The 26043-nt window shown below is 59.4% G+C and carries 21 protein-coding genes and 1 other RNA gene; 14 read left to right on the forward strand and 8 right to left on the reverse strand.

All coding sequences use genetic code 11. The annotated features are described in order from the left end of the window. Positions 1-88: 88 nt before the first annotated feature. The 4 genes from ACQZ5Y_RS11870 to ACQZ5Y_RS11885 all read left to right on the forward strand — a co-directional run bounded on the left by ACQZ5Y_RS11870 (position 89) and on the right by ACQZ5Y_RS11885 (position 9749). Complete coding sequence (locus tag ACQZ5Y_RS11870) at positions 89-1255, forward strand: efflux RND transporter periplasmic adaptor subunit (RefSeq protein WP_174059883.1); 1167 nt, start codon at positions 89-91, stop codon at positions 1253-1255. Further along, complete coding sequence (locus ACQZ5Y_RS11875) at positions 1252-4401, forward strand: efflux RND transporter permease subunit (protein ID WP_111783547.1); 3150 nt, start codon at positions 1252-1254, stop codon at positions 4399-4401. The genes ACQZ5Y_RS11870 and ACQZ5Y_RS11875 overlap by 4 nt, the downstream gene beginning before the upstream one ends. A 130-nt stretch (positions 4402-4531) precedes the next feature. Continuing rightward, a complete protein-coding gene (locus ACQZ5Y_RS11880) occupies positions 4532-5944 on the forward strand; it encodes an FAD-binding oxidoreductase (RefSeq protein WP_112154019.1) in 1413 nt (470 codons plus the stop codon). 91 nt (positions 5945-6035) lie between these two features. Then, complete coding sequence (locus tag ACQZ5Y_RS11885) at positions 6036-9749, forward strand: AsmA family protein (RefSeq protein ID WP_174049741.1); 3714 nt, start codon at positions 6036-6038, stop codon at positions 9747-9749. 119 nt (positions 9750-9868) lie between these two features. On the opposite strand, the gene ACQZ5Y_RS11890 is transcribed toward ACQZ5Y_RS11885, so the two are convergent. The 5 genes from ACQZ5Y_RS11890 to ssrA form a co-directional block, all read right to left on the reverse strand. Further along, positions 9869-10198: a hypothetical protein gene (locus tag ACQZ5Y_RS11890; RefSeq protein ID WP_174049739.1), complete on the reverse strand. Its 330-nt coding sequence runs from the start codon at positions 10196-10198 to the stop codon at positions 9869-9871. 236 nt (positions 10199-10434) lie between these two features. Further along, the gene (locus tag ACQZ5Y_RS11895) at positions 10435-10644 is read right to left on the reverse strand and encodes a ribbon-helix-helix domain-containing protein (protein WP_003513131.1); all 210 of its coding nucleotides are present in this window, start codon (positions 10642-10644) and stop codon (positions 10435-10437) included. 116 nt (positions 10645-10760) lie between these two features. Beyond that, on the reverse strand, positions 10761-10964 hold the full coding sequence (locus ACQZ5Y_RS11900; RefSeq protein ID WP_174049738.1) for a DUF4169 family protein: 204 nt from the start codon (positions 10962-10964) through the stop codon (positions 10761-10763). Positions 10965-11008: 44 nt separating this feature from the next. Next, complete coding sequence (locus tag ACQZ5Y_RS11905) at positions 11009-11521, reverse strand: SspB family protein (protein WP_003513127.1); 513 nt, start codon at positions 11519-11521, stop codon at positions 11009-11011. A 229-nt stretch (positions 11522-11750) separates the two neighbouring features. After that, positions 11751-12123: a transfer-messenger RNA gene (ssrA, locus tag ACQZ5Y_RS11910) on the reverse strand. 141 nt (positions 12124-12264) lie between these two features. Here ssrA and ACQZ5Y_RS11915 point away from each other — a divergent pair. From ACQZ5Y_RS11915 to ACQZ5Y_RS11945, 7 genes are all read left to right on the forward strand, one after another. Beyond that, positions 12265-12573: a DUF2853 family protein gene (locus ACQZ5Y_RS11915; protein WP_025594008.1), complete on the forward strand. Its 309-nt coding sequence runs from the start codon at positions 12265-12267 to the stop codon at positions 12571-12573. Between the two features lie 93 nt (positions 12574-12666). Then, positions 12667-13461, forward strand: coding sequence for a thymidylate synthase (locus ACQZ5Y_RS11920; RefSeq protein WP_013636479.1), 795 nt, complete (start codon positions 12667-12669; stop codon positions 13459-13461). Further along, positions 13458-13985, forward strand: coding sequence for a dihydrofolate reductase (locus ACQZ5Y_RS11925; RefSeq protein WP_019565314.1), 528 nt, complete (start codon positions 13458-13460; stop codon positions 13983-13985). The genes ACQZ5Y_RS11920 and ACQZ5Y_RS11925 overlap by 4 nt, the downstream gene beginning before the upstream one ends. A 143-nt stretch (positions 13986-14128) precedes the next feature. Continuing rightward, positions 14129-15250: an FtsH protease activity modulator HflK gene (hflK, locus tag ACQZ5Y_RS11930; protein WP_003513120.1), complete on the forward strand. Its 1122-nt coding sequence runs from the start codon at positions 14129-14131 to the stop codon at positions 15248-15250. A gap of 1 nt (position 15251) precedes the next feature. After that, positions 15252-16175 carry a protease modulator HflC gene (hflC, locus tag ACQZ5Y_RS11935; protein WP_003513118.1) on the forward strand — a complete coding sequence of 308 codons (924 nt, stop codon included), beginning with the start codon at positions 15252-15254 and terminating at the stop codon, positions 16173-16175. 262 nt (positions 16176-16437) lie between these two features. After that, positions 16438-17982 (forward strand): Do family serine endopeptidase, encoded by a 1545-nt coding sequence (locus tag ACQZ5Y_RS11940; protein WP_003513113.1) that lies wholly within the window; start codon positions 16438-16440, stop codon positions 17980-17982. Between the two features lie 89 nt (positions 17983-18071). Next, the gene (locus tag ACQZ5Y_RS11945) at positions 18072-18821 is read left to right on the forward strand and encodes an SDR family oxidoreductase (protein WP_174049736.1); all 750 of its coding nucleotides are present in this window, start codon (positions 18072-18074) and stop codon (positions 18819-18821) included. Between the two features lie 24 nt (positions 18822-18845). On the opposite strand, the gene ACQZ5Y_RS11950 is transcribed toward ACQZ5Y_RS11945, so the two are convergent. Together ACQZ5Y_RS11950 and serB are read right to left on the reverse strand one after the other, a co-directional pair. Next, a complete protein-coding gene (locus tag ACQZ5Y_RS11950; protein WP_003513109.1) occupies positions 18846-19418 on the reverse strand; it encodes a GNAT family N-acetyltransferase in 573 nt (190 codons plus the stop codon). After that, positions 19415-20305 (reverse strand): phosphoserine phosphatase SerB, encoded by an 891-nt coding sequence (gene serB / locus ACQZ5Y_RS11955; protein WP_003513107.1) that lies wholly within the window; start codon positions 20303-20305, stop codon positions 19415-19417. Before serB ends, ACQZ5Y_RS11950 begins: the two co-directional genes overlap by 4 nt. On the opposite strand from serB, the gene miaA reads away from it, so the two are divergent. After that, the gene (miaA, locus tag ACQZ5Y_RS11960) at positions 20304-21200 is read left to right on the forward strand and encodes a tRNA (adenosine(37)-N6)-dimethylallyltransferase MiaA (protein WP_174049734.1); all 897 of its coding nucleotides are present in this window, start codon (positions 20304-20306) and stop codon (positions 21198-21200) included. The two genes, serB and miaA, sit on opposite strands and share 2 nt — an antisense overlap. A gap of 9 nt (positions 21201-21209) precedes the next feature. Here the strand turns inward: miaA and ACQZ5Y_RS11965 are convergent, their stop codons facing one another. Beyond that, positions 21210-23216, reverse strand: coding sequence for an ATP-binding protein (locus ACQZ5Y_RS11965; protein WP_080580898.1), 2007 nt, complete (start codon positions 23214-23216; stop codon positions 21210-21212). A gap of 381 nt (positions 23217-23597) precedes the next feature. Between ACQZ5Y_RS11965 and ACQZ5Y_RS11970 the strand changes: the two genes are divergently transcribed. Further along, a complete protein-coding gene (locus tag ACQZ5Y_RS11970; RefSeq protein WP_174049732.1) occupies positions 23598-25391 on the forward strand; it encodes an acetolactate synthase 3 large subunit in 1794 nt (597 codons plus the stop codon). 19 nt (positions 25392-25410) lie between these two features. Continuing rightward, positions 25411-25983: an acetolactate synthase small subunit gene (gene ilvN, locus ACQZ5Y_RS11975; RefSeq protein WP_003513099.1), complete on the forward strand. Its 573-nt coding sequence runs from the start codon at positions 25411-25413 to the stop codon at positions 25981-25983. The last annotated feature ends 60 nt before the right edge of the window (positions 25984-26043 follow it).

A 26043-nucleotide genomic window follows, 5' to 3' on the forward strand; every position in this document is an offset into this window, starting at 1 on the left:
CTTCGTTAACGCATGCGGGAATACTTCTACCGTTCCGAAAAGCTCTTTTCGGGGCGGGTTTATGCTGTGCGGATAATCGGAGAATTGTATGCGGGTGTGGAAACAGGTGGGTGTCTGTCTTGCTGTGGCGGGAGCAGGACTCTGTCTTTGGGGGTTTTATTCACCCGAAGCGCGGAATCTGCTCGCGGGTATCGGCATCGGCAAAACACCTGTTGGCGCGGTCGAGGTTGCCGCATCCGGTGCCAGAACACCCGGTTCGTCATCCGGCCAAAATGCCGGCGCCGCACGCCGCGATGACAATGCGACCCTGGTGGCGATGGCCCCGGTCAAGCAGGGCACGGTCAATGACAGGCTGAACGCCATCGGCAGTGGCGAGGCCATCCAGTCGGTCGTCGTCATGCCGCAGACATCAGGCACGCTTTCGGAAATCCGCATTTCATCCGGCGCCCGCGTCGTAAAGGGGCAGGTGCTCGCGCGGCTCGATGACGAGGAGCAGGTGATCGAGCGGGACAAGGCGCAGGTTGCGCTACGCAGCGCCGTCGAAAAATCGAGTTCCTACAGTAACCTGAAATCCGTATCCCGCCTTGATGTGCTGGATGCGCAGATTGCCGAGGAAGCCGCCAAGCTTGCACTGAGCACCGCCGAGCTGAACCTCAGGCGCCGCGACATCGTCGCACCGATTGAGGGTGTTGTCGGGATCGTGGCCGCCAATATCGGCGACAATGTCACCACGCAATCTACGATCGTCGGCATTGATGACCGTTCTCAAATTCTGGTCAATTTCTGGGCGCCGGAACGGTTCGTAACTGCAATTACCGTCGGAATGCCTGTGGAGGCCACCTCGATTTCACGCCCCGGCGAGACGTTCAAAGGTGAGGTCGAGGCCGTCGACAACCGTGTCGACGCCGCAAGCCGTACCATCCGCATCCGGGCACGGTTTGCTAACGACAAGGATGAGCTTCGGGCCGGTATGTCCTTCGGCGTTACCATGCGTTTTGCCGGAGAGACCTATGCATCCGTCGATCCGCTGGCCGTGCAGTGGGATGCCGAAGGTTCGTATGTCTGGCGCGTGACCGACAATAAATCGGCCAAGGTGCGGGTGCAGATTGTGCAGCGTAACCCCGACGCCGTTCTCGTGAAAGCGGAACTGGCGGAAGGCGATCAGGTCGTGACCGAAGGATTGCAGCGGGTGCGGGAGGGTGGTGCCGTCCGTGTCGCAAGCCAGCCGAAGCCCGAGGAGGTTGCCAGCCAATGACGACTCAGTCGCCTTCGGGTCAGGATTCCAAGCTCGCCTTCACCGCACTGTTCGTTCGCCGGCCCATTCTGGCAGCGGTTCTCAATACGTTGCTTGTGGTTGCCGGCCTTGCCGCGCTGGTTGGCGTTGAGGTGCGCGAGTTGCCGGATGTGGACCGGCCGTCCATCAGCGTCAGGACGACCTATGAAGGTGCGGCGCCCGAAACCATCGATCAGGAAGTGACGCAGACCATCGAGGGAGCTGTTGCGCGCGTCAGCGGCGTCAAAACCATCTCCTCCAATTCGCAATTCGGCACCAGCCGCGTAACGATGGAATTCGGCGACAATGTCGATATGGCCGTTGCCGCAAACGATGTGCGCGATGCCATTGGCCGCGTAACCAACCAGTTGCCTGATGATGCTGACGAGCCGCAGATCATCAAGGCGGATTCCGACAGCCAGCCGATCATGCGTCTTGCCGTCACTTCGTCCACGCTCAGCATGGAAGATCTGACCAAGCTGGTGGATGACGAAGTCATCGACCGCCTTGCCGCAGTCGATGGCGTGGCGGATGTGGAGCTTTACGGCGATCAGGAAAAAGTCTTCCGTGTCGATCTCAATCAGGCCGCACTTGCCAGCCGTGGTCTGACGGTGACGGATATTTCCACCGCGCTGGCCAGTGCCGCGCTGGATGTGCCGGCGGGATCGCTGAAAAGTTCGACGCAGGACATCGTCGTGCGCGCGACTGCGAGCCTCACGAAGCCTGAGGATTTTTCCAACCTTCTGATCAAGGACAATATCCGCCTGCGCGATGTGGCAACCGTGATGCTGGGTGCGGATGACGAATCCACCTCGCTGCGGTCCAATGGTGTGCAGGGCGTGGGTCTCGGCGTCATCCGGCAGGCGCAGTCCAATACGCTCAATATCTCCACCGGCGTGAAGGCTGCCGTCGAGGCCATGTCGGCCAACCTGCCGCAGGGTACGCGCATCGTGGTGACCAGTGACGACGCCGTCTTCATCGAAGGCGCGTTGCACGAGGTGGAACTGGCGCTTGGTCTTTCCGCACTCATCGTGGTTGTGGTGCTCTACCTGTTCCTGCGTGACTGGCGGGCAACCCTCATTCCGGCGATCACCATGCCGGTGGCTTTGATCGGCACGATCATCGCCATCTACATGGTCGGATTCTCGATCAACATCCTTACGCTGCTCGCCATCGTTCTGGCGACGGGTCTGGTGGTCGATGATGCGATCGTGGTGCTGGAAAATATCGTACGCCGCCGTGCGGAGGGCATGGGGCCGCGCGCTGCCGCTGTTCTCGGCACGCAGGAAGTGTTCTTCGCGGTGATTGCGACGACGGCGACACTTGCCGCAGTGTTCATTCCGCTCTCCTTCCTGCCGGGCCAGCTGGGTGGCCTTTTCCGTGAATTCGGTTTCGTTCTCGCCTTCGCTGTCGGTCTTTCCTCCATCGTGGCCTTGACGCTCTGTCCGATGCTCGCTTCGCGGATGCTGAAAGACGGATTGAAGGAACCCACGGGACCGCTGGCGTGGTTCGGCAATGTCTTTGCCTCCACCTACAAGAAGACGCTTTCCGCCTGCCTCAACAACCCGCTCATCGTCATCATCGTTGCGCTCGTCTTTTCGGGCCTGTCTTGGATTGCCTTCGGCATGATCCAGAACGAACTGACGCCGCGCGAGGACCGCGCCTCGGTGATGATGCGTGTGACGGCGCCGCAGGGTGTCAGCCTCGACTATACGCGCGACCAGTTGCAGCGGATCGAGGAAAATCTCCAGCCGCTGCGCGACAGTGGCGAAATCCGCAATATTTACTCCATCACCGGTATGAACGGTTCCTCGAACACCGGTTTTCTGGTGCTGACGCTGGCGCCGTGGGCTGATCGCGACCGCACGCAGAACCAGATTGCCGCCGACGTTACCGCTGCCGCCAACAAGGTGCCGGCGCTGCGCGGCAACGCCATGCAGCCGAACAGCCTGCGCATTCGCGGTGCGGGCAACGGCCTGCAGATGGCAATGGTCGGCAGCAATTATCAGGCACTGACAGCTGCGACGCAGAAACTACTGCTTTCCATGGAGGAAAGCGGCCTGTTCGAAACGCCGCGTTTGGACAACGAGCCCAACCAGGCGCAGCTATCCGTCTCCATCGACCGTGAGCGCGCCTCCGATCTCGGCATTGATATCACCGGCCTGTCACGCGCCATGCAATCGCTGCTGGAAGGACGTTCGGTTGTCGACGTCTTCGTGGATGGGGATGCAATCCCGGTCCGGCTGCTGTCCTCCACCCGGCCGATCAACGACCCGACCGATCTCGAAAACGTCTTCCTGAAAACGGGTGACGGCAAGATCGTGCCGATGTCGGTCATTGCCACCCTGAAGGAAAATGCGGTGGCGCCGCAGCTGAACCGCGAGCAGCAGCTTCCCTCCGTCGGCTTTACCGCCAATCTCAAGGACGGCGTTTCGCTCGGTCAGGCTCTGGAAAAGGTGAACGAGCTCTCACAATCCCTCCTGCCGCCCGGCGCCCGCCTTCTGCCGCTCGGCGAGGCGGCGACGCTTGAGGAAAATTCGAGCGGCATGCTGCTGACCTTCGGTTTCGCCATCGCCATCATCTTCCTGGTCCTGGCTGCGCAGTTCGAAAGTGTCCTGAGTTCGATCATCATCATGTCGACGGTGCCGCTCGGTCTTGCCTGCGCCGTCATCGCGCTGCTCGTCACCGGATCGAGCCTCAACGTTTATAGCCAGATCGGGCTTGTGCTTCTGGTGGGCGTGATGGCGAAGAACGGCATTCTCATCGTGGAATTCGCCAACCATCTGCGTGACCAGGGCGCCACCGTGCGCGAGGCCATCGAAAAAGCCACCAGCATCCGCCTGCGCCCGGTGATGATGACAATGATCGCGACCATTTTGGGCGGCGTTCCGCTGGTGCTGGCACAGGGAGCAGGGGCGGAAGCACGCATCGCGCTCGGCTGGGTCATCGTTGGCGGTCTGGGTTTTGCGACGCTGGTGACGCTTTACATCACCCCGGTTTCCTACCTGCTGATTGCCCGTTTCGCCAAACCGCAAGCCGATGAGGAAATCCGCCTCCACCGCGAACTGGAACTTGCCGCGCGTCGGAAGGCGCTGGAGGAGGACAAGCAGCTGCTTGCGGCGGAATAAACGGTCCTCGCCAAATGTGTCCCGCGCAATCGCGATGCTGGACAAAGCCTTAACCTTATCCCATACCACCCAACGGAATTTCGTAACGGATCGAGTCCGTTACGGCGGTATCTTGCGGTGGAGATGGACGATGGCGCTGAAAGATGTAGTCGCGGGAAAACGCAACGAGGAAGGCATCGCGTCGGTGCTTGCAGCGCTGAAGCAGCAGCTGGGTGACAAGCTCCAGACTGGGCAGGCGTTTCGCGAGCAGCATGGCCATACCACCACCTATCTGACCTTGCAGGCGCCTGATGGTGTCGTCTTTGCCGAAAACGCAGATGATGTGAAAGCTGTGGTGAAAGCCTGCGCGCTCTATAAGGTGCCGGTCATTCCTTTCGGTACGGGGTCGTCGCTTGAAGGGCAGGTCAATGCGCCTGATGGCGGAATCTGCATCGATTTCAGCCGGATGAATCGCATCATTGAGGTAAACGCCGAAGATCTTGACGTGACGGTGGAGCCGGGTGTGACGCGCGAGGACCTTAACGTCTATCTGCGTGATACCGGCCTGTTCTTTCCGATCGATCCGGGTGCCAATGCCTCTATCGGCGGCATGGCCTCGACGCGGGCGTCGGGCACCAATGCCGTGCGTTACGGCACGATGAAGGACAATGTGCTGGCCGTTACCGCCGTTGTTGCCAATGGTGAGGAAATCCGCACTGCTCGCCGTGCCCGCAAGTCGTCGGCCGGTTACGATCTGACGCGGCTTTTCGTCGGCGCCGAGGGCACGCTTGGGGTTCTGACCTCGGTTACGCTGCGGTTGCAGGGTATCCCGGAAAAGATCGCCGGTGGCGTCTGCACCTTCGACAGTATTCAGGCGGCCTGTGATGCCGTTATCATGACGATCCAGATGGGTGTTCCGGTTGCGCGCATCGAACTGCTTGATGAAGTGCAGGTGCGGGCCTGCAATGCCTATTCCGGCCTGAACTACGCGGAAAAACCGACGTTGTTCGTGGAGTTCCACGGCACCGAAGAGACGGCGGCCCTGCAATCGCAGCAATTTGCAGAGATCGCGGCGGAATGCGGCAGCGTCGATTTCCGCTGGACCAGCGATGCGGCCGAGCGCAACAAGCTGTGGAAGGCCCGACATGACGCTTATTGGGCCTCGCGGGCGCTCGCGCCGCATCTCGACGGTTTGTCCACCGATGTCTGCGTGCCGATTTCGCGGCTGGCGGACTGCGTGGTGGAAACGCAGCGGGATATCAAGGAAAACGGCTTTCTGGCGCCGATCGTCGGTCATGCCGGAGACGGCAATTTCCATGTACTCATCCTGTTCGATGGCAAGGATGCCGAAAGTGTCGCCAAAACCGAAGCTTTCGTTGCGCGTCTCAATCGCCGGGCCATCGCCATGGACGGCACCTGCACCGGAGAACACGGCATCGGCCAGGGCAAGATGAGTTTTCTGGCCGAAGAGGCGGGAAATGCGCTGGATGTGATGCGCGCCATCAAAACGTCGCTCGACCCCGATAACATCTTCAATCCAGGCAAACTGTTCCGTCTTGTCTGATCATTCTCACAATTGATTGGTACAAAAGGCTGCTTGCCGTTAAGGCAAATAAGAATAGGTTTGCAGCGTTCGCGAAGGGAGAAGCAGTTCAGTGCTCGGGCGTATTCTGGTTTTTCTGGGCGGACTGCTGGCCGTGGTGCTGTTTTCAGCGCTGCTCATTCCTTATTTCGTTGACTGGACGGATTTCCGCCGCGATTTCGAAGATCAGGCAAGCCGCATTCTGGGCAAGAAGGTGGTGGTGCACGGTCGCGTCGAAGCCCGGCTTCTGCCTTTCCCTTCGGTGACGCTGCATGACGTGCGCGCCGGAACGGATGCGGACGGATCGCCGCTCATTCAGGTGGCGCGTTTTTCCATGGATGCCGAGCTGGCGCCTTTCCTTTCCGGTGAAGCGCGTATCTTCGACATGCGCATCGAGGAACCCAAGGCCAAGATCCGGCTTTTGAAAGACGGCACTCTGGACTGGATGCGCGGCAGCCGGGCGGAAATTCCAGCCCGCACCGTGGTTCTGGAAAGTGTGCAGATCGAAGGCGGGCAGATCGAATTCATCGACGAGCAATCCGGCCGCAACCGTGTTGTGACGGGTCTTAACGCCGACATGTCCGCCAATTCGCTGGCCGGACCATGGAAGGCGGAAGGGCGCGCCGCCGTTGACGGGCATCCAGGCTCGTTCTCGCTGTCGAGCAGCGAGCCGGATTACGCCAATGGGCGCATGGGCCTGCGGATTCGCGTGGTGCCGGATGAACATCCGGTCGAGGTCGATCTGGACGGTGCGATTGCCGCGACTGCGGGAAAGCCCGCCTATAGCGGTTCCTTCGCCTTCAGTTTCCGTGAAGACCAAAAACAGAAGCAGCAGGGCGGGCAATCGCTGTTCTCGTCGCCGCGCACCCGCGGCAGCTTCGAACTGACGAATGAAAGCGTGCGCATACCGAGCTACCGCATGGAGCTCGGTGGCAACGAAAATCCTTACGTTGTGACCGGCGAGGCAACGCTGGATACCGGGGCCAAGCCTGAATTCCTGCTCACGGCGGATGGCCAGCAGATCGACGTCAATCGTTTCGCACCGCCCGTCGTGCAGACCGGCAAGACCTCGCGCCAGCCCACCGCCTCCGTGCGCCAGCGCATCGAGGCATTTGCCGCCATGGTCGCCCGCATTCCGGTTCCGCCGGTCCCGGGCAAGGCCAGTATCAGCCTACCGGCGCTGGTTTCCGACGACACGACAATTCGTGACATCCGGCTGGACGTGCGCCCTGATGGCAGCGGCTGGCAGGTGGTTAACGCCGTGGCAACGCTGCCCGGCAGGACGCAGCTAGAAGCCAAAGGTTCCCTGACGCTGCTGGATGGTCCCGCTTTCAACGGCAATCTGCTCGTTGCCTCCAACCAGCCATCCGGGCTGGCAAACTGGCTTTCCGGTTCTGTCGATCCGGCGATCCGCCAGCTCAATGCCGCCGGTTTTTCCGCCGACGTCTCGTTGACGACGCTGAACCAGCGTTTCGACAATCTCGAGCTTGCCATTGGCGACGCCTCTCTGAAGGGGAAGCTGGAACGGCGCTCTGACGGCAAGGCCTCCAATCTTTCGATCGATCTTGCCGGTAACGAGATCGATCTCGACGCCCTGAAGGCGCTTGGCAGCCTGGCGCTCGGCGATCAGGTCGGAAGTTCTGTTCTCGACCATCGCATCGACGCCAAGTTCAAGGCCGACCGGTTCAACATGGCCGGTGTGACTGCAAATCATGTGGAAACCGCCTTCACCATGGCGGGCGGCGTTCTCTCGCTTGAAAAGATGACGGCTGGCGATATCGCCGGTGCCGAAGTCAAGGCGAAAGGGCAGTTGCAGGGGTCGTTGCTGAAATATGCGGGCAAGGGCACGGTAAACCTGCATGCGACAGATATGCAGCCGTTCTTCGCCATGCTGCAGCAGAAATTGCCTGGTCATCCGTTCCTCAGCCGTCTGGCGGCGAGTTCTCCGTGGTACGCCAATTCCGACCTTGCCATGGATGTTTCGGTCAATAGCGAAAATGGCGGCGCCAATGTCGCCGTTTCCGGCACAGTCAACGGCAGCCGTCTTTCGGCCGTGGCCAAGATGCCGGATTTCCTGTCCATCACCGACGATACGGCGATGTCGCTGGAAGGGGTTTTGAAAAACCAGTCGACGGCGATCCTGTTCGGGCAGGCAGGGCTTGATCCTCTGCCGTTCGATGCCGACGGGGAAGGGCTGCTTTCCGTCAAGCTCAACGGCACGCTCGGTTCTCCCGTCCAGACCGATATCCGTTTCTCGACGGAGCGCACGCATTTCTCGATGATTGGATCCTTTGCCGTTGCCGCCGCCAATTTCGGCGAGGGTAGTGCGGATCTGGCGCTCGAAAGCGCCGATATAGAGCCCTATCTCATCATGAACGCCGTTGGCCTGCCCCAGCTTGGTGGTGGCATGGCGCTGAAGGCGAACGGAAAAATGGCGGTGGATGCGCAGAAGATTGCGTTTTCCGCCCTCGGCGGGCAGGCGGGCGGCAACCCCTTCTCGGGCAGTCTGGCGTTCCAGCGCGCGGCCCCCCATTCCGTCACCGGTGATCTTGCCCTTCGGACCGTCGATCTTGCCTGGCTCGGAGATGCGATCTACGGACCGGTGATCGACCCGGAGACGGGCACGCTCAACGCCAAGCCGCTGGCCATGCCGGCTTTCCCGCAACTCAAGGCCGCGCTGTCGCTGAAAGCGGAGAGTTTCGAAGCCGGTCCCTTCGGTACGGTCACGGGTCTGTCGACCAAGATCACGCATGATGATGGCAATCTCGCGCTTGATGATATCGCCGGCACCTTCATGGGCGGAAAGCTGACCGGGCGGCTTGCCATGTCCACAGGCGAGGGAGCGGGCATTTTCCGCACCAAGATTGCGGTGAACGACGCCAATCCCGAGTCGATATTGTGGGCGAACGCCAACGGCCCGGTCGCGACGGGCCGGGTGGCGATCGATCTGACCGCCGAATCGACGGGCAAAAGCGTTGGTGAAATTTTGAAATCGGCAGGTGGCTCGGGGGAAGTGCGTGCCAGCGGGCTTGTGCTCAAAGGGCTTAATCCCGGTGCCTTTCCGCCGATCCTGCAGGCGGCGGAAGGCTTGCAGCAGCCGATCGACGCGCCGAAGGTTCGGCCGCTGGTGGATCAGAGCCTGTGGCAGGGCGAAATACCGCTCGGCAACGTAGCCCTGCCATTCACCCTGAATGGCGGCGCGCTGCACTTCCAGAATTTGCGCGCCGGGATCGATCCGGTGACGCTTACCGGAGATGCGACGGTCGATATTGCAGCATCGACCGTGAATGGCGATCTCGATCTTATCTTCAATCCCGGCACCGAAGTAGTTGCTGGGGCCGAACCGTCGCTGCGTCTCAACTATAACGGTCCGCTCGCCGCACCGGCTTTGACGACTGATGTTTCGGCGCTCGGCAATTATCTGTCACTCCGGGCTTTCGAAAAGGAACGCCGTCGCGTCGAGGCCATGCAGGCCAGCGTTCTCGAAAAGCAGCGCCTGCGTCGTGAAACGGCGCTTTATCGTTCTCAGGCGGCTGAACGTCAGGCTGAAAAGGAACGGGTGGAGGCGGAAGCCAAGGCCAAGGCCGAAGAGGAGGCGCGCCTTAAGGCGGCGGCAGAGGAGCGTCTGCGGCAGGAAAAGGAACAGCAGGAGCGGTTGCAACAGCAACAGCAGCAGCAGCAGCAGCAACCTGTTCCCGAGCGGCAATCAACGCCGGCCCTGACGGTGCCTCCAACGGAAGATGCGATCAGGCAACTGGCGCCCGAAAACGCTCCGGCCAATCCGTAAGTTTGCCGCGACGACGGCGCGTTTTGGGGAGAGGTTAGAGCCCGTGTCTCAGGGCGAATTTTGACACGGTCCGGACAGCTGCCGCTTCGACCGCTTTGCCAAAATTATCCGTTAGCCTGTTAAATCCAGGCTTCACGCTTGCCGAAGGGCGTGTCGGCATCAAAATTCTTGGTGCCGATCCTGCTGCTTTCCCCCGACAGGCTGGGCTTGTCCGCGCTGTTGCTTGAGGAAGCCGATTTGTCGGAGCTGTTTTCGAGTGCCTCGAGCTGCGCTTGCAGCGATGCAATAGTACTCTTCAGTTCTTCCTGTGCTTTCGCTTCGGAGGTCTGGGCGAGTTCTGACTGCTTTTCGGCAATCTGCGATTTCAGTTCGGCAACGCTTGAAGACGAGGTGGATGAAGAGGAGAGGACGGAAACAGCGATGCTCGTTCCCGAAGCGGCGGAAACCATGGGTCGCCTCGTGGCGTGCGGATGGAAAGGAAAAGCTTGAAATACAAATCTGGAAGCAAGGCTACGCAGTACTGAAGCGCCTTGCAGTACAAATTAGCGCGCTAATGTTTAATGAATGCTTTCACGACATTATGAGTTTTCGGCAAGAATGTTTGTAGTCGGAGAATGGCTGGAGATGAGCCGGCGCATATGCGCGCCTCTGCAGTGTCATCTTTCGATGCCACCTTGCAGAAAGCTCACCTGCTCTTCAGCCAATTCAGCACATGGACCCGAAGGGATGAGGACAGATTGCTGTCGGCTGGCCGGTTGTCGTCTATTTCCGCAAGCAGGGCGGCGAAACTGATCTTGCGCTTTTCGGCGATGATTTTCAGCTCGTCCCAGAAGGCATCCTCGAGTGAAATGCTGGTGCGGTGGCCGTGCAATGTCGTGGAGTGCTTGCGGATCATCAGATCAATCTCTCCGGCTGGTCCGGTTGGGAATCTGAATCATGTCGTGCCTGCAAGCCTCTGTTTAGCGGTGTTTTTTCCGGTCTTCCGAAAGCTTGCCCGGGCAGGCCGGCTCTTCAATCCCTATCGGTCCTGTCATCGTCCTTTTCAAGCCGCCCCTGATCGAGCGCCTTTGCGGCTTTTTCGTTAAGGGCCGATGTGAGGTTTTTTTCCGCTTTGGTGCGACCGAAGGACAGGCGGTTCTGATCCGCCTGTTTTTCTTTTTCGCTACGGGCTTTCTGCTTCCGTAACTGACGCAGATTGACGATATCGGCGGGCATGCGGATATGTCTCCTTGAGCTTCACGCGGTCGGGCAAAAAGCCGTTATTGCTTCTTGCGGAAGGCATCCAGAGAAACGACGGAGCCTTCCTTCTTTTCCTCGCCGGACTTGGGCGTCTCCGACGTTGTAGCCGGCTTTGCTTCATGGGAAACGGGATAGGCGGTGATTTCGGCCTCTTCCAGCTCTTCCTCGTCTGCCAGGGGCACATCGAACTCAAGCTCGAAATTGACGGAAGGATCGTAGAAACCTCTGATGGCGTTATAGGGAACAACCAGCTTTTCCGGCGTATCCGAGAAGGACAGGCCGATTTCAAAGCCGATCTCCGTAACCTTCAGGTCCCAGAACTGATGCTGGATGACGATGGTCATCTGCTCGGCATATTTGGACTTGAGGTGCTGCGAAATCCGCACACCGGGCGCGCCGGTCAGAAATGTTATGAAGAAATGGTGGTCGCCGGGCAGGCGGCCGGTTGCGGCCACTTCACCCAAAACTTTGCGAATAACGCCGCGAAGGGCATCCTGTGCGAGAATGTCGTAACGGATATGATCCTGCCCCATGCGGTCCTGTCTTTCCCTTATTCGAACGTCTTTTAAAGCGCTGCGCACCAAGTGCGCCAAGGACGCTGTAACACTTTGAATCTTTGCGTAATCCGCAAGCCGGGATCAATTTCGATCCTGGCGGCTACGCATTACCCAAGTATACGCAATGTCCTGAACGGCAGCAACGGAAAAGCCGATGCTGTGTGCAAGTCAGCTATCATATAACCAATTCAGGCAAAATGGAGAAGGTGGAGGTTTCTGTTGCCAGGTACCTCCGAACCCCGCCTCACGGGGCTAACCGTGAGGACTTTAGAGCGGAATTCCCGCACCGCCATTAGGCAGCGAGAGCGTATTCCTTAGCGTTGTTGTCATTTGCAACTACACTTGTGACCCGATAACGGCGGTATCATGCCGAGCAAAAGTTCGATCTTTACGCCCTTGTCGATCCTATTTCGCCCCCATCAAAAGCCGGCCTTCATCTTGAAAAGCCGCCGGTTTTTGGTGGAGGCGCCGGGTACCGCCCCCGGGTCCAATAGGTTTATTACACCGACCGTTTATCGCCATAGCCGGGTTGCCCCGGCAAGGTTCATATAGGCGTTTCCCTTGGCGGAGAAAAGGGGCCGATGACAATTCCATGAAAAGATTTCGTGTTTGCCGCCCACAATTTAGACAATTCTTGACGACGAGGGATTGCTGACACATTCTCCCTACAACCGGTCACCACAAGCAACACCGGGCCGGGGACACACGAAGGAGTGGACATGACTGACTATCTCGCAGATGTGAAGAAATACGACGCAGCAGCCGACGAAGCGATTGTCGGCAAGATCGTCAAACATCTCGGCATTGCCCTGCGCAACCGGGATTCATCGCTGGTGTCCGCTTCCGATCCGGAAGAGCTTGCACGTGTGAAGGCGAACTGGTGCGGCAAGAAGCTTGGCGTTACCGATGAGAGCGCCGACAAGGCGATCGATGCAACCGCCAAGGCCATGGCCGCAGACCGCTCCAAGTCGCGTGTGACCTTTTATTATCTGGTGGCCAAGGAACTGGGCAAACTCCAGTCGCTCTGATTTTTTCGCGGGGATAAGCGACCCGCTGGTGATTGGTTCTGTCGCCCTGTGTTGTTATATTCCCTTGATATCAGGGAATCGGCGGCAGAACACATGAAACAATATCTCGATCTTCTCCGGCATGTGATGGATACCGGCTCCGACCGCGGAGATCGCACCGGCACGGGTACGCGTTCGGTCTTCGGTTACCAGATGCGTTTCGATCTTGCGGAAGGTTTTCCGGTTCTCACCACCAAGAAGCTGCATCTGCGCTCGATCATCCATGAACTCCTGTGGTTCCTGAAGGGCGACACCAATATCGCCTATCTCAAGGAAAACGGCGTTTCCATATGGGACGAATGGGCCGATGAAAATGGTGATCTGGGTCCGGTTTACGGAGCACAGTGGCGTTCCTGGCCGGCGCCCGACGGCCGCCACATCGACCAGATCGCGCTTTTGATCGAGGCCCTCAAAACCAATCCCAATTCCCGCCGCCACATCGTTTCGGCCTGGAACCCGGCGCTGGTGGACGAGATGGCGCTGCCGCCCTGCCATTGCCTGTTCCAGTTCTATGTTTCGGATGGAAAGCTGTCCTGCCAGCTTTACCAGCGCTCGGCCGATATTTTCCTCGGCGTGCCTTTCAATATTGCTTCCTACGCACTTCTGACGCTGATGGTGGCGCAGGTCACGGGGCTGAAGCCCGGCGATTTCGTCCATACGCTTGGTGACGCGCATATCTACGCCAACCATTTCGAACAGGCGAAATTGCAGATGACGCGGACCCCCAAGGCCCTGCCGACGATGCGCCTCAACCCGGATGTACGAGATCTCTTCTCCTTTAAGTTCGAAGACTTTACGCTGGAGAACTACGAGGCGGATTCAACCATCAAGGCACCGATCGCGGTATGAGCGAGCCGCGCATCACCATCATCGTCGCGGTGTCGGAAAACGGCGTTATCGGCCGCGACCTCGATATGCCTTGGAAGCTTTCCACTGACCTCAAGCGCTTCAAGGCGATGACGATGGGCAAACCGCTCATCATGGGCAGGAAGACATTTCTCTCGGTGGGCGAGCGTCCTTTGCCGGGCCGGCCGCACATCATCGTCAGCCGCAATGCCGATTACAGGCCTGATGGCGTGGATGTCGTGTCATCGCTTGAAGATGCCCTCGCGCTTGGCAAAAGCAAGGCTGCGGAACTGGGTGTGGACGAGGTTTTCGTGGCCGGTGGCGGGGAAATCTACCGTCAGGCCATGCCGTTTGCCGATCAACTTTCCGTCACCCATGTGGCCGTAAAGCTTGATGGCGACACTTTTTTTCCGGAAATCGATCCCGCCGTGTTTGAAAAAATCGAGGAAAATGCCGTTCCCGCCGGGGAAAAGGACAATTATCCGGTTCTGTTCACCACTTATTTGCGCAGAGCCGCGTCAAAGTGAACTATTTACCCTGATTGGGTATTTAGTTACCACCTCTGCGTTGAAACGCACGCTTCTCCTTCTTATAACGGGTCCATATTCCCGCCGCACGCGAGCAATCGCTTTCGAACGGGATCGGGAGAGGCTTTTATAAAGAGGTATTGATGCCCTGGAGCAATCAGAATGGCGGCGGCGGCCCTTGGGGCGGCGGCGGTGGTGGCGGAAACAACCAGGGCGGCGGTGGCGGCCCATGGGGGCAGGGACCTAACCGGCCTCGCGGCGGTGGCGGCGGCAATGGCGGCCCGCCCGATCTGGAAGAGATCATCCGGCGCAGCCAGGACCGCTTCAAGAATGTCCTGCCGGGCGGGTTCAATGGCGGCGCGATTGCGATCGTCGCTCTCGTCGTTCTGGTTTTCCTCGGCATTCAGTCCATCTACACCGTCCAGCCGGACGAGCGCGGCGTGGAGCTGCGTTTCGGGCGTCCGAAGGATGAGATTTCGATGCCCGGCCTGCATTTCCATCTGTGGCCGATCGAGACGGTTGAAATCGTCAAGGTGACCGAACAGCAGCAGAATATCGGTTCGCGCGCTTCGTCTTCCTCCGCGAACGGCGTGATGCTGACCGGTGACCAGAACATCGTCAACGTGCAGTTCTCGGTGCTCTATACGGTTTCCGATCCGAAATCCTACCTGTTCAACGTCGATAGCCCGGCTGAGACCTTGCAGCAGGTTTCCGAAAGCGCGATGCGCGAAATCGTCGGCCGTCGTCCCGCACAGGACATTTTCCGTGATAACCGTCAGGCGATCGCGGCGGATGTGCGCACCATCATCCAGTCCACCATGGACGGATACGGGGCCGGCATCTCCATCAATGCTGTCGCCATCGAAGACGCGGCGCCGCCGCGCGAAGTGGCCGACGCCTTCGATGAAGTGCAGCGTGCCGAGCAGGACGAGGACCGCTTCGTGCAGGAAGCCAACCAGTACGCCAACCAGAAGCTGGGTGCCGCACGTGGTCAGGCAGCACAGATCATCGAAGAGGCGAACGCCTACAAATCTCGTGTCGTCAACGAGGCAGAGGGTGAGGCACAGCGCTTCATTTCCATCTACGATCAATATCGCACGGCACCTGACGTGACCCGCCAGCGCATGTTCCTGGAAACGATGGAACAGGTCCTCAAGGGTTCCAACAAGGTCATCATCGACGAAAAACAGGGTGTGGTGCCTTATCTGCCTCTGAACGAGATCATGCGCGGCAATCCGGGCGCGGCACAGCAGGGAGGCAACTGATATGAGCAACCGTCTTACGGCCGTTCTCGTCGGTCTCGCCGCCGTGCTTTTCCTGGCCTATTCGTCGATCTTCGTCGTCACCGAGCGCCAGCAGGCCATCGTTGTGCGCTTCGGTCAGATCCAGGACGTAAAAACGGCGCCGGGCCTCTACTTCAAGCTGCCCTTCGCCTTCATGGATGCCGATCGGGTGCAATATATCGAGAACCGGGCGCTGCGCTTCGATCACGACAACATCCGTGTTCAGGTTTCCGGCGGCAAGTTCTACGAGGTTGATGCCTTCGTGGTCTATCGCATCACGGATGCCCGCCGCTTCCGGCAGACGGTCTCCGGTGACCAGATGTCGGCGGAATCGCGTCTACGCACTCGTCTCGACGCATCGTTGCGCCGGGTCTACGGTCTTCGCGGCTTCGAATCGGCGCTTTCGGATGCGCGTGCATCGATGATGCAGGAAGTACGTGACGATCTGCGTCCCGATGCGGAATCGCTTGGCGTCAGCATCGTTGATGTCCGTATCCGCCGCACCGATCTCACGCAGGAAGTCTCGCAGCAGACCTTCGAGCGTATGAAGTCGGAACGACTGGCCGAAGCCGAACTGATCCGCGCCCGCGGTAACGAGGCGGCACAGCGTCGTCGCGCTATTGCCGACCGTCAGGTCGTGGAATTCGAATCCGACGCCCAGCGTCAGTCCGAAGTCCTGCGCGGTGAAGGCGATGCGGAGCGTAACCGGGTCTTCGGTGAAGCTTTCCAGCGCGACCCTAGCTTCTTCGAGTTCTATCGTTCCATGGCGGCCTATTCCAGCGCGCTGTCTGGAACCGGCACTACGCTGGTCCTGTCTCCCGACTCGACCTTCTTCCGTTATTTCAACGACATCAACGGTGCTCCATCCACGGCTCCGGCCGCACCTGCCGCACCGCCGGCAAATTGATAACGGATCGATTGATTTTGGAGGGGCCGGTTTTAACCGGCCCTTTCTTTTTGAGTGAATGGCTGGGTGGCAGCAAAACGGAAAGGGGACAAAATCCTGTTGTCTCGCGCCCGGAAAGGGATATCCGTTTTCGCGCCGATGCTGTAGGCAGTGAGCAAGGCAGCCGTTGCTGTTCACGAAAAGGTATTTTTACACTTCATCATTCCGCCTTATGCTTTGACGATATATGCAGGGAATGACGATTTGAAACGCGAGGACGCTTATGGCCGTGACCCTTCTTTCGCCTTTTCGCAGCAGCATTGCCGCAGTCGCGGGCTTCGCACTTGTGGCGGGTAGCCTTTCGGCACCGGTTGCGGCATGGGCGCAGAGCCATGGGCCGGCATCGGTCGCTGATCTTGCCGCGCCGCTTCTTGATGCGGTGGTGAATATTTCGACGTCGCAGAACGTCAAGACCGAAGGCAAAGGGCCTGTGCCGCCGAAACTGCCGGAAGGTTCGCCTTTCCAGGAGTTCTTCAAGGATTATTTCGACAACCAGAAACCGGAAGGCGGCGACAAGGTCAGTTCGCTGGGATCCGGCTTCGTTATCGATCCGGCTGGCTACATCGTCACCAACAATCACGTCATTGAGGGCGCAGACGCCATCGAGGTGATTTTCCCGAATGGTTCGAAGCTGAAGGCAACGCTGGTCGGCACTGATACCAAGACCGATCTTTCCGTTTTGAAGGTAGAGCCGAAGGCTCCGCTGAAGGCAGTCAAGTTCGGCGATTCGCGCAGCATGCGCATCGGTGACTGGGTCATGGCCGTTGGCAATCCCTTCGGCCTCGGCGGATCGCTGACCGTCGGCGTCGTTTCCGCGCGCGGGCGCAACATCAATGCCGGTCCCTATGACAACTTCATCCAGACGGATGCTGCAATCAACAAGGGTAATTCCGGCGGTCCGCTCTTCAACATGAAGGGTGAGGTGATCGGCATCAATACGGCGATCATTTCGCCGAGCGGGGGTTCGATTGGCATCGGTTTCGCGGTTCCGACGGAACTCGCCCAGAATATCGTCGAGCAGCTCATCCAATTCGGCGAAACCCGCCGTGGCTGGCTCGGCGTGCGCGTCCAGCCGGTTACCGACGACGTGGCCGCAAGCCTTGGCATGGAAGCGGCAAAGGGTGCCTTGATTTCCGGCGTGGCCAAGGGTGGCCCGGTGGAAAACGGCCCGATCCAGGCCGGTGATATTGTGCTGAAATTCGACGGCAAGGATATTCACGAGATGCGTGACCTCTTGAGGATCGTGGCGGAAAGCCCGGTCGGCAAGGAAGTCGATGTCGTGGTCTTCCGTGACGGCAAGGAAGAGACCGTCAAGGTAAAGCTTGGCCAGTTGCAGGATGCGCCCGATGAAAAGGCCGCAACCGACGATCCGCAGGCCGAGGACGGTGACGGTGGCATGGTCGTGCCTGATGACAAGGGCGGTTCCGACGATCAGGCGCAGGACCAGACGCCGGAGGTGCGCGAAGCGCCGCAGCGTGTGCTCGGCATGAACCTCGTAGTGCTGAGCAACGAGTTGCGGACGGAGAAGGGCATTGCCGAAAGCGTCGAAGGCGTGCTTGTTGCCAGCGTCGATCAGGGTTCGCCGGCCGAACAGAAGGGCATGAAGGCGGGTGATGTCATCGTCGAGGTTGGACAGGACTTCATGGAGGTTCCGGGCGACGTGCTTGTGCGTGTCAACGGCCTGAAATCCGAGGGTCGCAAGAATGCGCATATGATGGTTGCCGATGCACAGGGCAATCTACGCGTCGTGGCGCTGCCGCTGGAGTAAAGCTTCTTTCGCCCGGTTCGGCAGGAATCGGGCGGCTGTGGTTCGGCTTGCTCTCTATTCCTCGGTCTCCGCCAAAGGAGGCCAAGGATATGAAATTATTGGAAAACAAGGTTGCGATCATAACTGGCGCGTCATCCGGCATCGGCCGGGCGACGGCAAGGCTGTTTGCCGAACAGGGCGCGGCCGTCATTATCAACGCGCGTGGTGCCGAGGCACTCGAGGACGTGGCTTCCGCCATTCGCCAGGCCGGCGGTCGCGTTCACCCCGTGGCGGGTGACGTCACAGTTGCGGAAACCCATGCCCGTCTGACGGATGCGGCCATGACCGTCTTTGGCGGTCTCGATATCGCCGTCAACAATGCCGGTGCCGTTGGCGCAACAAAACCGCTTGCGGAGATTTCGGTAGAGGAATGGGATCACGTGATCACCGCCAACCTCACTTCCGCATTTCTCGGCGTGCGCAGCCAGATCCCTGCGATGTTGAAGCGGGGAGGCGGTTCGGTCGTCTTCATCTCCAGCTTCGTCGGCACCAGCGCCGGCATACCCGGCATGGCAGCCTATGGCACCGCCAAGGCGGCGCTGATGGGGCTGGTGAAGGGCATTACTGCCGACTACGCCTTCAAGGGAATTCGCGCCAATGCACTGCTTCCCGGCGGAGTCGATACGCCGATGGCGGGAGATGCGGCCCAGAAGGAGTGGGCTGCGGGGCTGCATGCGATGAAGCGCATTGCGGAACCGGAGGAACTGGCGCAGGCCGCCCTTTTTCTCTCCAGCCCGATGTCGAGCTTTGTTGCCGGATCGGCCCTGTTTGCCGACGGCGGAAATGCGGCGGTGAAGTAATTGCCGAACTGGCGGACGAGGGCGCTACTGCGCTCGTCGTTCCCGCCACTCCGCGAGCGTCAGCGCATAGGTCACATGCGGGCGCAGATGCGGATGGGTGTCTTCCGGGACGCGCGGGTGGTCGAAGTCTCGTGACGGGTCACGCTTGAGGCCGATACGTTCCATCACCCGCGTCGAACGCTGGTTGTCATGGACGGCAAAGGAGACGATTTCCGGCGTTTCCTTTTCGTCAAAAGCCATGACGAGCAGCGATTGCGCGGCCTCGGTGACATAGCCGTGACCCCAGAAACGGGTGGCGAGCCGCCAGCCGATTTCCATGGTTCCGAGCGGGAAGGGCGGATCGAGGTTCATGACCGGCGATATGCCGCAAAATCCCATAACCTCGCCGGTTTCGCGCAGTTCCATGGCGTAGAAGCCGTAACCGCTGCCGCGGATCATGCCATTGATGGTTTCGAGAACCGCATCCGCTTCCGCATGGCTGCGGCGGAAGGGAAAAAATTCCATGACCTTTTCGTCGGCGTTGATTTCGCGGAACAGATTGCGGTCGCTCTCCTTCCACTCGCGCAGAATGAGCCTTGATGTTTCGCGGATGATCATGGAACGACAAAATCCGTCTTGCGGTAACCCTGAATATAAAGGAGTGCGGTCAGGTCGCCATGGTCGATGCGCATCTGCGCCTCGGCGGCGACGGCGGGCTTGGCGTGCAGGGCAACGCCCGCGCCGGCCAGATGCAGCATGCCGAGATCGTTGGCGCCATCGCCGACCGCCATTGCCTCGTCCGGCGAGATGCCGAGCTTTGCGGCGATATCGTTCAGCGCATCCACCTTGGCCTGTTTGCCGAGGATCGGTTCGGCAACGGTGCCATCCAACTGGCCATCGGCCTCGCCGAGAAGATTGGCGCGGTTCTCGTCAAACCCCAGCATCGCCGCCACCCGGCCGGTGAAGACCGTGAAACCGCCAGAAACGAGGGCGGTATAGTAGCCTTTCGCCTTCATGGTGGCGATCAGCTCCTTGCCGCCTGATGTCAGCGTGATGCGCTTTTCGATAACGTCATCGATGACGGAGACTGGCAGGCCCTTCAGCAGCGCCACGCGCTCGCGGAGCGCCGGCTCAAAAGCGATTTCGCCATTCATGGCGCGAGCGGTAATCGTGGAAACCTTGTCCTTCAATCCCACTTCGGCGGCCAGCTCGTCGATGCATTCCTGACCGATCATGGTCGAATCCATATCGGCGATCAGAAGCTTCTTGCGGCGCTTGTCCTGTTCCTGAACGACGATATCGATCGGCTGGCCCGAAAGCACGTCGGCAATCGCGTCACGTGCCTGTTCGGCATCGGTGCCAGAGGGCAGGGCAATATCGCAGGCGATGCCATCGGCCAGCCAGTAGAGACCGGATGCGTTTACGGCATTGGCGGCCGCTTCGCCGAGGGCCGGTGTCAGAACAGGATTTGACGGATTGGCGATAAGCGTGGCAACGAAAGCCATGATGAAAAACCTTGATGAGAATTTTGATGCGATCCTGATAACCGGCCCGACGGCAAGCGGCAAGTCCGCGCTTGCGCTTCGTATGGCGCGGGAGCGGAACGGTGTCGTGATCAATGCCGACAGCATGCAGGTTTATGACACGCTGCGGGTGCTGACCGCTCGGCCATCCGAGGAAGAAATGGCAGGCGTGCCACATCTGCTATACGGCCATGTGCCGGCAAGCAGTTCCTATTCAACGGGTGAATGGCTGCGGGACATTTCCGCCCTGCTTGGGGATTTGCGCAGGCAGCAGCGTTTTCCGGTCATCGTTGGCGGTACGGGGCTTTATTTCAAGGCACTGACGGGCGGCTTGTCCGATATGCCAGCCATTCCTGACGACATACGCGAGAGGCTGCGCGCCCGGCTGATCGAAGAGGGGTCAACGGTCCTGCACGCGGAACTGTCGCGGTGCGATCCCTTGATGGCACAGGGGCTTCAGCCGGGGGACGGCCAGCGGATCGTCCGGGCGCTGGAGGTCATGGAGGCGACCGGAAAGTCGATCATGGAGTTCCAAAAAGCCAGTGGTCCGATGATAGTTGATCCGGACCGAGCGGAGAAATTCGTGGTCCTGCCGGAACGGCCCGTGCTGCACGACCGCATCAATCGGCGGTTCGAAACCATGATGGAGAGTGGTGCTGTGGAAGAGGTGAAGGCTCTTCTCGCCCTGAAACTTGCGCCTGACGCCACAGCGATGAAGGCGATCGGCGTTTCCCAGATCGCCGATATGCTGGCTGGCGGTATGAGTGAGGTAGAGGTCATCGAAAAATCGGCGGCCGCGACCCGCCAATATGCCAAGCGGCAGATGACCTGGTTCCGCAACCAGATGGGGCCGGACTGGGCACGTATCCAGCCGTAAGGGCCGCGCTCAGTCCTTGCGGTAAAGGCTGCCTAGCGGCTTTTTCATCAGGCTCTCCCGCAGCGAAGGGCGTGTCTCTGATGGAGGCGGGCCACTCTGTGCCTGCATCTGGAAGCCGACTTTGCGCAATTCGTTGACAGCGCTGGTATCCGTTGCCGTTGCGGGCGACTGTGGCGCGAGGGTTGTGCGTCCGGGCAGCATGTCGGGGCGGTAAGGTTCGTATCCCTCTGTCGCCGCCGTCCCCAGTTCGCGTTTCCAGCGATCGACGTCGTCCGCCTCTCTGGGAGCGGACATCGGTTCCTGCATATCGGAGAAGGCCGCTTCGACGCTTTGCTGGAAGCCGGTGATGACGGGCTTGGCTACCGCGCGCATGCGGCTGACGATGGTGTTTAGATCCACCGTATCGGGCGTTTCGTGGGGCGTATGGCTGACTGCGCCGTTCGCCTTCGGCAATTTTGCCGTGGAGACGCGGTCGAAGCGCATGCGCATCGGTACGCCCACCGCCTCGCCAAAGGCGATTGCCTCGCCATTGCCGATGGACGAGAGGAAACTGGTGGTCGAGGTTGAGGCGTTCGGTACGGCGGACAGAATGATCTTCTGGTCGATCTCGTTCGTCAGCCGCATGGCAAAAACGGTCGAGCACTGCGACAGGATGGTCTGGTCCAGCTCACTCGGACGCTGGCTGATGACGCCAAGCGAAATACCGTATTTGCGGCCTTCCTTGGCGATCTGCGCGATCGCCTGCCGGGTCGGGAAAAATCCGCGCTCAGGGTCGGCGGGAACATAACGGTGCGCTTCTTCGCAGACGACAAGCATATGAAGCGAGCCGCGCGCCAGCACCGCGAGTTCGAAGGACATACGGCAAAGGACGGAGACGACCGAGTTCACCACTTCCGAGGGGATGCCGGACAGCTGGAAAACCGAAATCGGCTTGCCTTCTCCTGGAATACGGAAGATATGCGCCACCGTTTCCAGAATGGTGTCGCTGATCGTATTGCTGGAGAACATGAAGTTATAGCGCGTATCGTTGATGGCCGAGAGGATGCGGCCCTTGAGGGATCGCAGAGTCGGCTTTTCGCCGCGCCCTTCCAGCCGCCCGATGCGCTCGTCGATGAGGGCGAGAATATCGGCCATGCGGTAAGGCACCGGCGTGTCGGGCGTGATCGCGCTCTTGTCGGACGTGCGGCGAACGGCGGAGCCATCTGTGCCGCGAAATGCCTTTTTCGCTTCCGGAATGATGTCGCGAAGGACGTCCATCTCTTCCGGTACGGGCTTGCGTCCGCGGAAAATCACTTCCGCGAATTCTTCAAGGCGCATCAGCCAGAAGGGAAGGTCGAGCGTGTCGGTGTCGATGACGACAGAATGATCGGGAAAGGCGGCCGCAAATTCATTGTGCGGATCGAGAATGAGGACACGCAGCTTCGGGTCCGTCTCGATCGCCTTGTTCAGAAGAAGGGAGACGGCGGTGGTTTTGCCCACGCCCGTCGAGCCGACGACGGCGAAATGTTTCGCCAGCATCTGCTGGATGTTGATGGCCGCGCCAATCGTGTCGTCCTGCGTCAGCTTGCCAATGACGCATGTGTCTCGCTTGCCGCTGTCATAGATCTTGGAAAGGTCTCCCGTGCGGATGCGATGCGCGACCGCGCCCAGGTAGGGGTAACGGGAAATGCCGGTGGAAAAACGTTCGCTGCCATCTTCGGTGCGGTATACTTCGCCAACGAGTTCCACGTCGATCAGCAGCCTGTTCGGCTTGTCCGACGACCAGTGTTCTTCGCCCGTGCGCATGGCATATACCAGTGCGGCGACACGGCTCGTTCCCATTTCGATCGAGATCAGGCGTCCGACGGACCAGAGCTGCGCGACATCGGTTGAACCGATTTCAGTTTCTGCGGCGATTGTCGCATGGGCGCCATCACAGGCGATGACGCGGCCGAGCATGCGGTTAGCCGGCTGCTGGCCGGATCGCCGTTCGTTTTCGTCCATGCGGGACGCTCTATGAAACTCGTCACTATTCACGTCTTATCCCGGTACATGCGGATGATCGCGGTGGTTCGGGCATTATCTGCATTTTTGATTGTAAAAGATTATATTTAACAACCTGTGTATCTGTTGCGTTCGAAAATTTCGTCCATGGCGCCTTGCGGGTAATAAAAGAAGCCGACGCCGATTTTTTCCGCAATATGCGTTGACGACTGGCGCTTTTCTGGCTAACACTCCGGCCCATGAAAAATCTTAACGTACTTATCGTGGTGGGACGGCGCATGGGCAGGATGGTGTAACCATCCGGCGAAAGCACCCATGCGCTGAACGAGGCTCCTCTAGGGGCCTTTTTTTATGTCTTCAAACAGGCCCTCGGGCTCCTCGATATCCAAAGCCAAAGCGGGATGGAAACAGGCAATGACGGATAAGGATAATACGGAAAACAGCAATAGCATGACAGGTGCGGAGATTGTTCTGAAGGCGCTGAAGGACAACGGCGTCGAGCACATCTTCGGTTATCCTGGTGGTGCCGTGCTTCCGATCTACGACGAGATTTTCCAGCAGGAAGACATTCAGCATATTCTCGTACGTCACGAGCAGGGTGCCGGCCATGCTGCCGAAGGTTATGCCCGCTCCACCGGCAAGGTCGGTGTCATGCTCGTTACCTCCGGCCCCGGCGCCACCAATGCGGTCACCCCGCTGCAGGATGCGCTGATGGATTCCATTCCGCTCGTTTGCCTCTCCGGCCAGGTTCCGACATCGCTGATCGGCTCCGACGCATTTCAGGAATGCGATACCGTCGGCATTACGCGCCCCTGCACCAAGCACAACTGGCTGGTAAAGGACGTCAACGAACTGGCGGGCATCATCCATGAGGCCTTCCGCATCGCACAGACTGGTCGTCCCGGCCCCGTCGTCGTCGATATTCCGAAGGACATCCAGTTCGCCACCGGCACCTATACGCCGCCTTCCGCCGCCATTCAGCAGAAGAGCTACAAGCCGAAGGTTCAGGGCGATCTTAATGCCATTCACGCGGCCATCGAATTGATGTCTAAGGCAAAGAAGCCGGTTTTCTACACCGGTGGCGGTGTCATCAACTCCGGCCCGGAAGCGACACGGCTGCTGCGTGAACTGGTAGAGCTGACCGGTTTCCCGATCACCTCGACGCTGATGGGTCTCGGCGCCTATCCGGCTTCCGGCAAGAACTGGCTCGGCATGCTGGGCATGCACGGTTCATACGAAGCCAATATGACAATGCATGATTGCGACGTGCTGGTCTGCATCGGCGCACGTTTCGACGACCGTATTACCGGACGCCTGAATGCGTTTTCGCCGAATTCCAAGAAGATTCACGTCGATATCGATCCGTCCTCGATCAACAAGACCGTGCGCGTCGACGTTCCGATCATTGGCGACGTCAGCCATGTTCTGGAAGATATGGTTCGCCTGTGGCGCGCTTTGCCGAAGAAGCCGGAAAAAGCGCAGACCGCGGACTGGTGGCTGCAGATCGAGCGCTGGCGCGCCCGCAACTCCTTTGCCTACAAGAATTCCAACGATGTCATCATGCCGCAATATGCATTGCAGCGTCTTTACGAGGCATCGAAGGGGCGCGAGACCTTCATCACCACCGAAGTTGGCCAGCATCAGATGTGGGCGGCGCAGTTCTTCGGCTTCGAGGAGCCGAACCACTGGATGACTTCGGGCGGTCTCGGTACCATGGGATACGGCCTGCCGGCAGCTATCGGCGTGCAGGTCGCGCATCCGGAAGCGCTGGTTATCGACATTGCCGGTGATGCCTCGATCCAGATGTGCATTCAGGAAATGTCCTGCGCCATCCAGTACGGTCTGCCGGTGAAGATTTTGATCCTCAACAACCAGTATATGGGCATGGTGCGGCAGTGGCAGCAGTTGCTGCACGGCAACCGCCTGTCCAACTCCTATACCGAAGCCATGCCTGACTTCGTCAAACTGGCGGAAGCCTATGGCGCGGTTGGCATGTATTGCGACGATCCGAAGGAACTGGACGACAAGATCGCCGAGATGATTGCGGTCAACAGGCCGGTCATCTTCGATTGCCGCGTTGCCAATCTCGCCAATTGCTTCCCGATGATCCCATCTGGTAAAGCCCATAACGAGATGCTGTTGCCGGACGAGGCGACGGATGAAGCTGTTGCCAACGCCATCGATGCCAAGGGCCGTCAGCTAGTCTGAGCCGGGAGAGGAAAAGGACATGAACGCACACCTACAACCCACCGGCTCCGCCTATTTCATCCAGAAGGAAACGGCTGCCGTCGAAAATCACACGCTGTCGGTTCTCGTCAGCAACGAGCCGGGCGTTCTCGCCCGGGTCATCGGCCTGTTTTCCGGCCGGGGTTACAACATCGAAAGCCTGACGGTTTCGGAAACCGAGCATGAGGCGCATCTGTCGCGCATCACGATCGTAACGCGCGGCACGCCGATCGTGCTGGAGCAGATCAAGGCGCAGCTGGAACGCATCGTTCCTGTGCACCGGGTGCTCGATCTCACCGTTCGCGCCCGCGAACTCGGGCAGGAACGGCCGATCGAGCGTGAAGTAGCGCTGATCAAGGTCGCCGGTTCGGGTGAAGCCCGCGCCGAGACGCTCCGTCTTGCGGATGCGTTTCAGGCCAAGGTGGTGGACGCGACAGTCGAGCATTTCATCTTCGAAATCACCGGCAAGTCGTCCAAGATCGACCAGTTCGTGGCCATCATCAAACCGCTCGGCCTGATCGAGATCTGCCGCACGGGTATCGCAGCGATGAACCGCGGTTCGCAGGGGATGTGATCCTCCGCCTTTCGAATATCCTTGTAATACCAAGCCCGCGGTTCGCCGCGGGTTTTTTTT

The sequence above is a fragment of the Agrobacterium sp. A3-95 genome, from assembly GCF_053521785.1.

Bases quoted from the DNA above. Each gene is read 5' to 3' on its own strand.
- ACQZ5Y_RS11870 (WP_174059883.1), top strand. From the start codon at position 89: ATGCGGGTGTGGAAACAGGTGGGTGTCTGTCTTGCTGTGGCGGGAGCA.
- ACQZ5Y_RS11875 (WP_111783547.1), top strand. From the start codon at position 1,252: ATGACGACTCAGTCGCCTTCGGGTCAGGATTCCAAGCTCGCCTTCACC.
- ACQZ5Y_RS11880 (WP_112154019.1), top strand. From the start codon at position 4,532: ATGGCGCTGAAAGATGTAGTCGCGGGAAAACGCAACGAGGAAGGCATC.
- ACQZ5Y_RS11890 (WP_174049739.1), bottom strand. From the start codon at position 10,198: ATGGTTTCCGCCGCTTCGGGAACGAGCATCGCTGTTTCCGTCCTCTCC.
- ACQZ5Y_RS11895 (WP_003513131.1), bottom strand. From the start codon at position 10,644: ATGATCCGCAAGCACTCCACGACATTGCACGGCCACCGCACCAGCATT.
- ACQZ5Y_RS11900 (WP_174049738.1), bottom strand. From the start codon at position 10,964: ATGCCCGCCGATATCGTCAATCTGCGTCAGTTACGGAAGCAGAAAGCC.
- ACQZ5Y_RS11905 (WP_003513127.1), bottom strand. From the start codon at position 11,521: ATGGGGCAGGATCATATCCGTTACGACATTCTCGCACAGGATGCCCTT.
- ACQZ5Y_RS11915 (WP_025594008.1), top strand. From the start codon at position 12,265: ATGACTGACTATCTCGCAGATGTGAAGAAATACGACGCAGCAGCCGAC.
- ACQZ5Y_RS11920 (WP_013636479.1), top strand. From the start codon at position 12,667: ATGAAACAATATCTCGATCTTCTCCGGCATGTGATGGATACCGGCTCC.
- ACQZ5Y_RS11925 (WP_019565314.1), top strand. From the start codon at position 13,458: ATGAGCGAGCCGCGCATCACCATCATCGTCGCGGTGTCGGAAAACGGC.
- hflK (WP_003513120.1), top strand. From the start codon at position 14,129: ATGCCCTGGAGCAATCAGAATGGCGGCGGCGGCCCTTGGGGCGGCGGC.
- hflC (WP_003513118.1), top strand. From the start codon at position 15,252: ATGAGCAACCGTCTTACGGCCGTTCTCGTCGGTCTCGCCGCCGTGCTT.
- ACQZ5Y_RS11940 (WP_003513113.1), top strand. From the start codon at position 16,438: ATGGCCGTGACCCTTCTTTCGCCTTTTCGCAGCAGCATTGCCGCAGTC.
- ACQZ5Y_RS11945 (WP_174049736.1), top strand. From the start codon at position 18,072: ATGAAATTATTGGAAAACAAGGTTGCGATCATAACTGGCGCGTCATCC.
- ACQZ5Y_RS11950 (WP_003513109.1), bottom strand. From the start codon at position 19,418: ATGATCATCCGCGAAACATCAAGGCTCATTCTGCGCGAGTGGAAGGAG.
- miaA (WP_174049734.1), top strand. From the start codon at position 20,304: ATGATGAAAAACCTTGATGAGAATTTTGATGCGATCCTGATAACCGGC.
- serB (WP_003513107.1), bottom strand. From the start codon at position 20,305: ATGGCTTTCGTTGCCACGCTTATCGCCAATCCGTCAAATCCTGTTCTG.
- ACQZ5Y_RS11970 (WP_174049732.1), top strand. From the start codon at position 23,598: ATGACGGATAAGGATAATACGGAAAACAGCAATAGCATGACAGGTGCG.
- ilvN (WP_003513099.1), top strand. From the start codon at position 25,411: ATGAACGCACACCTACAACCCACCGGCTCCGCCTATTTCATCCAGAAG.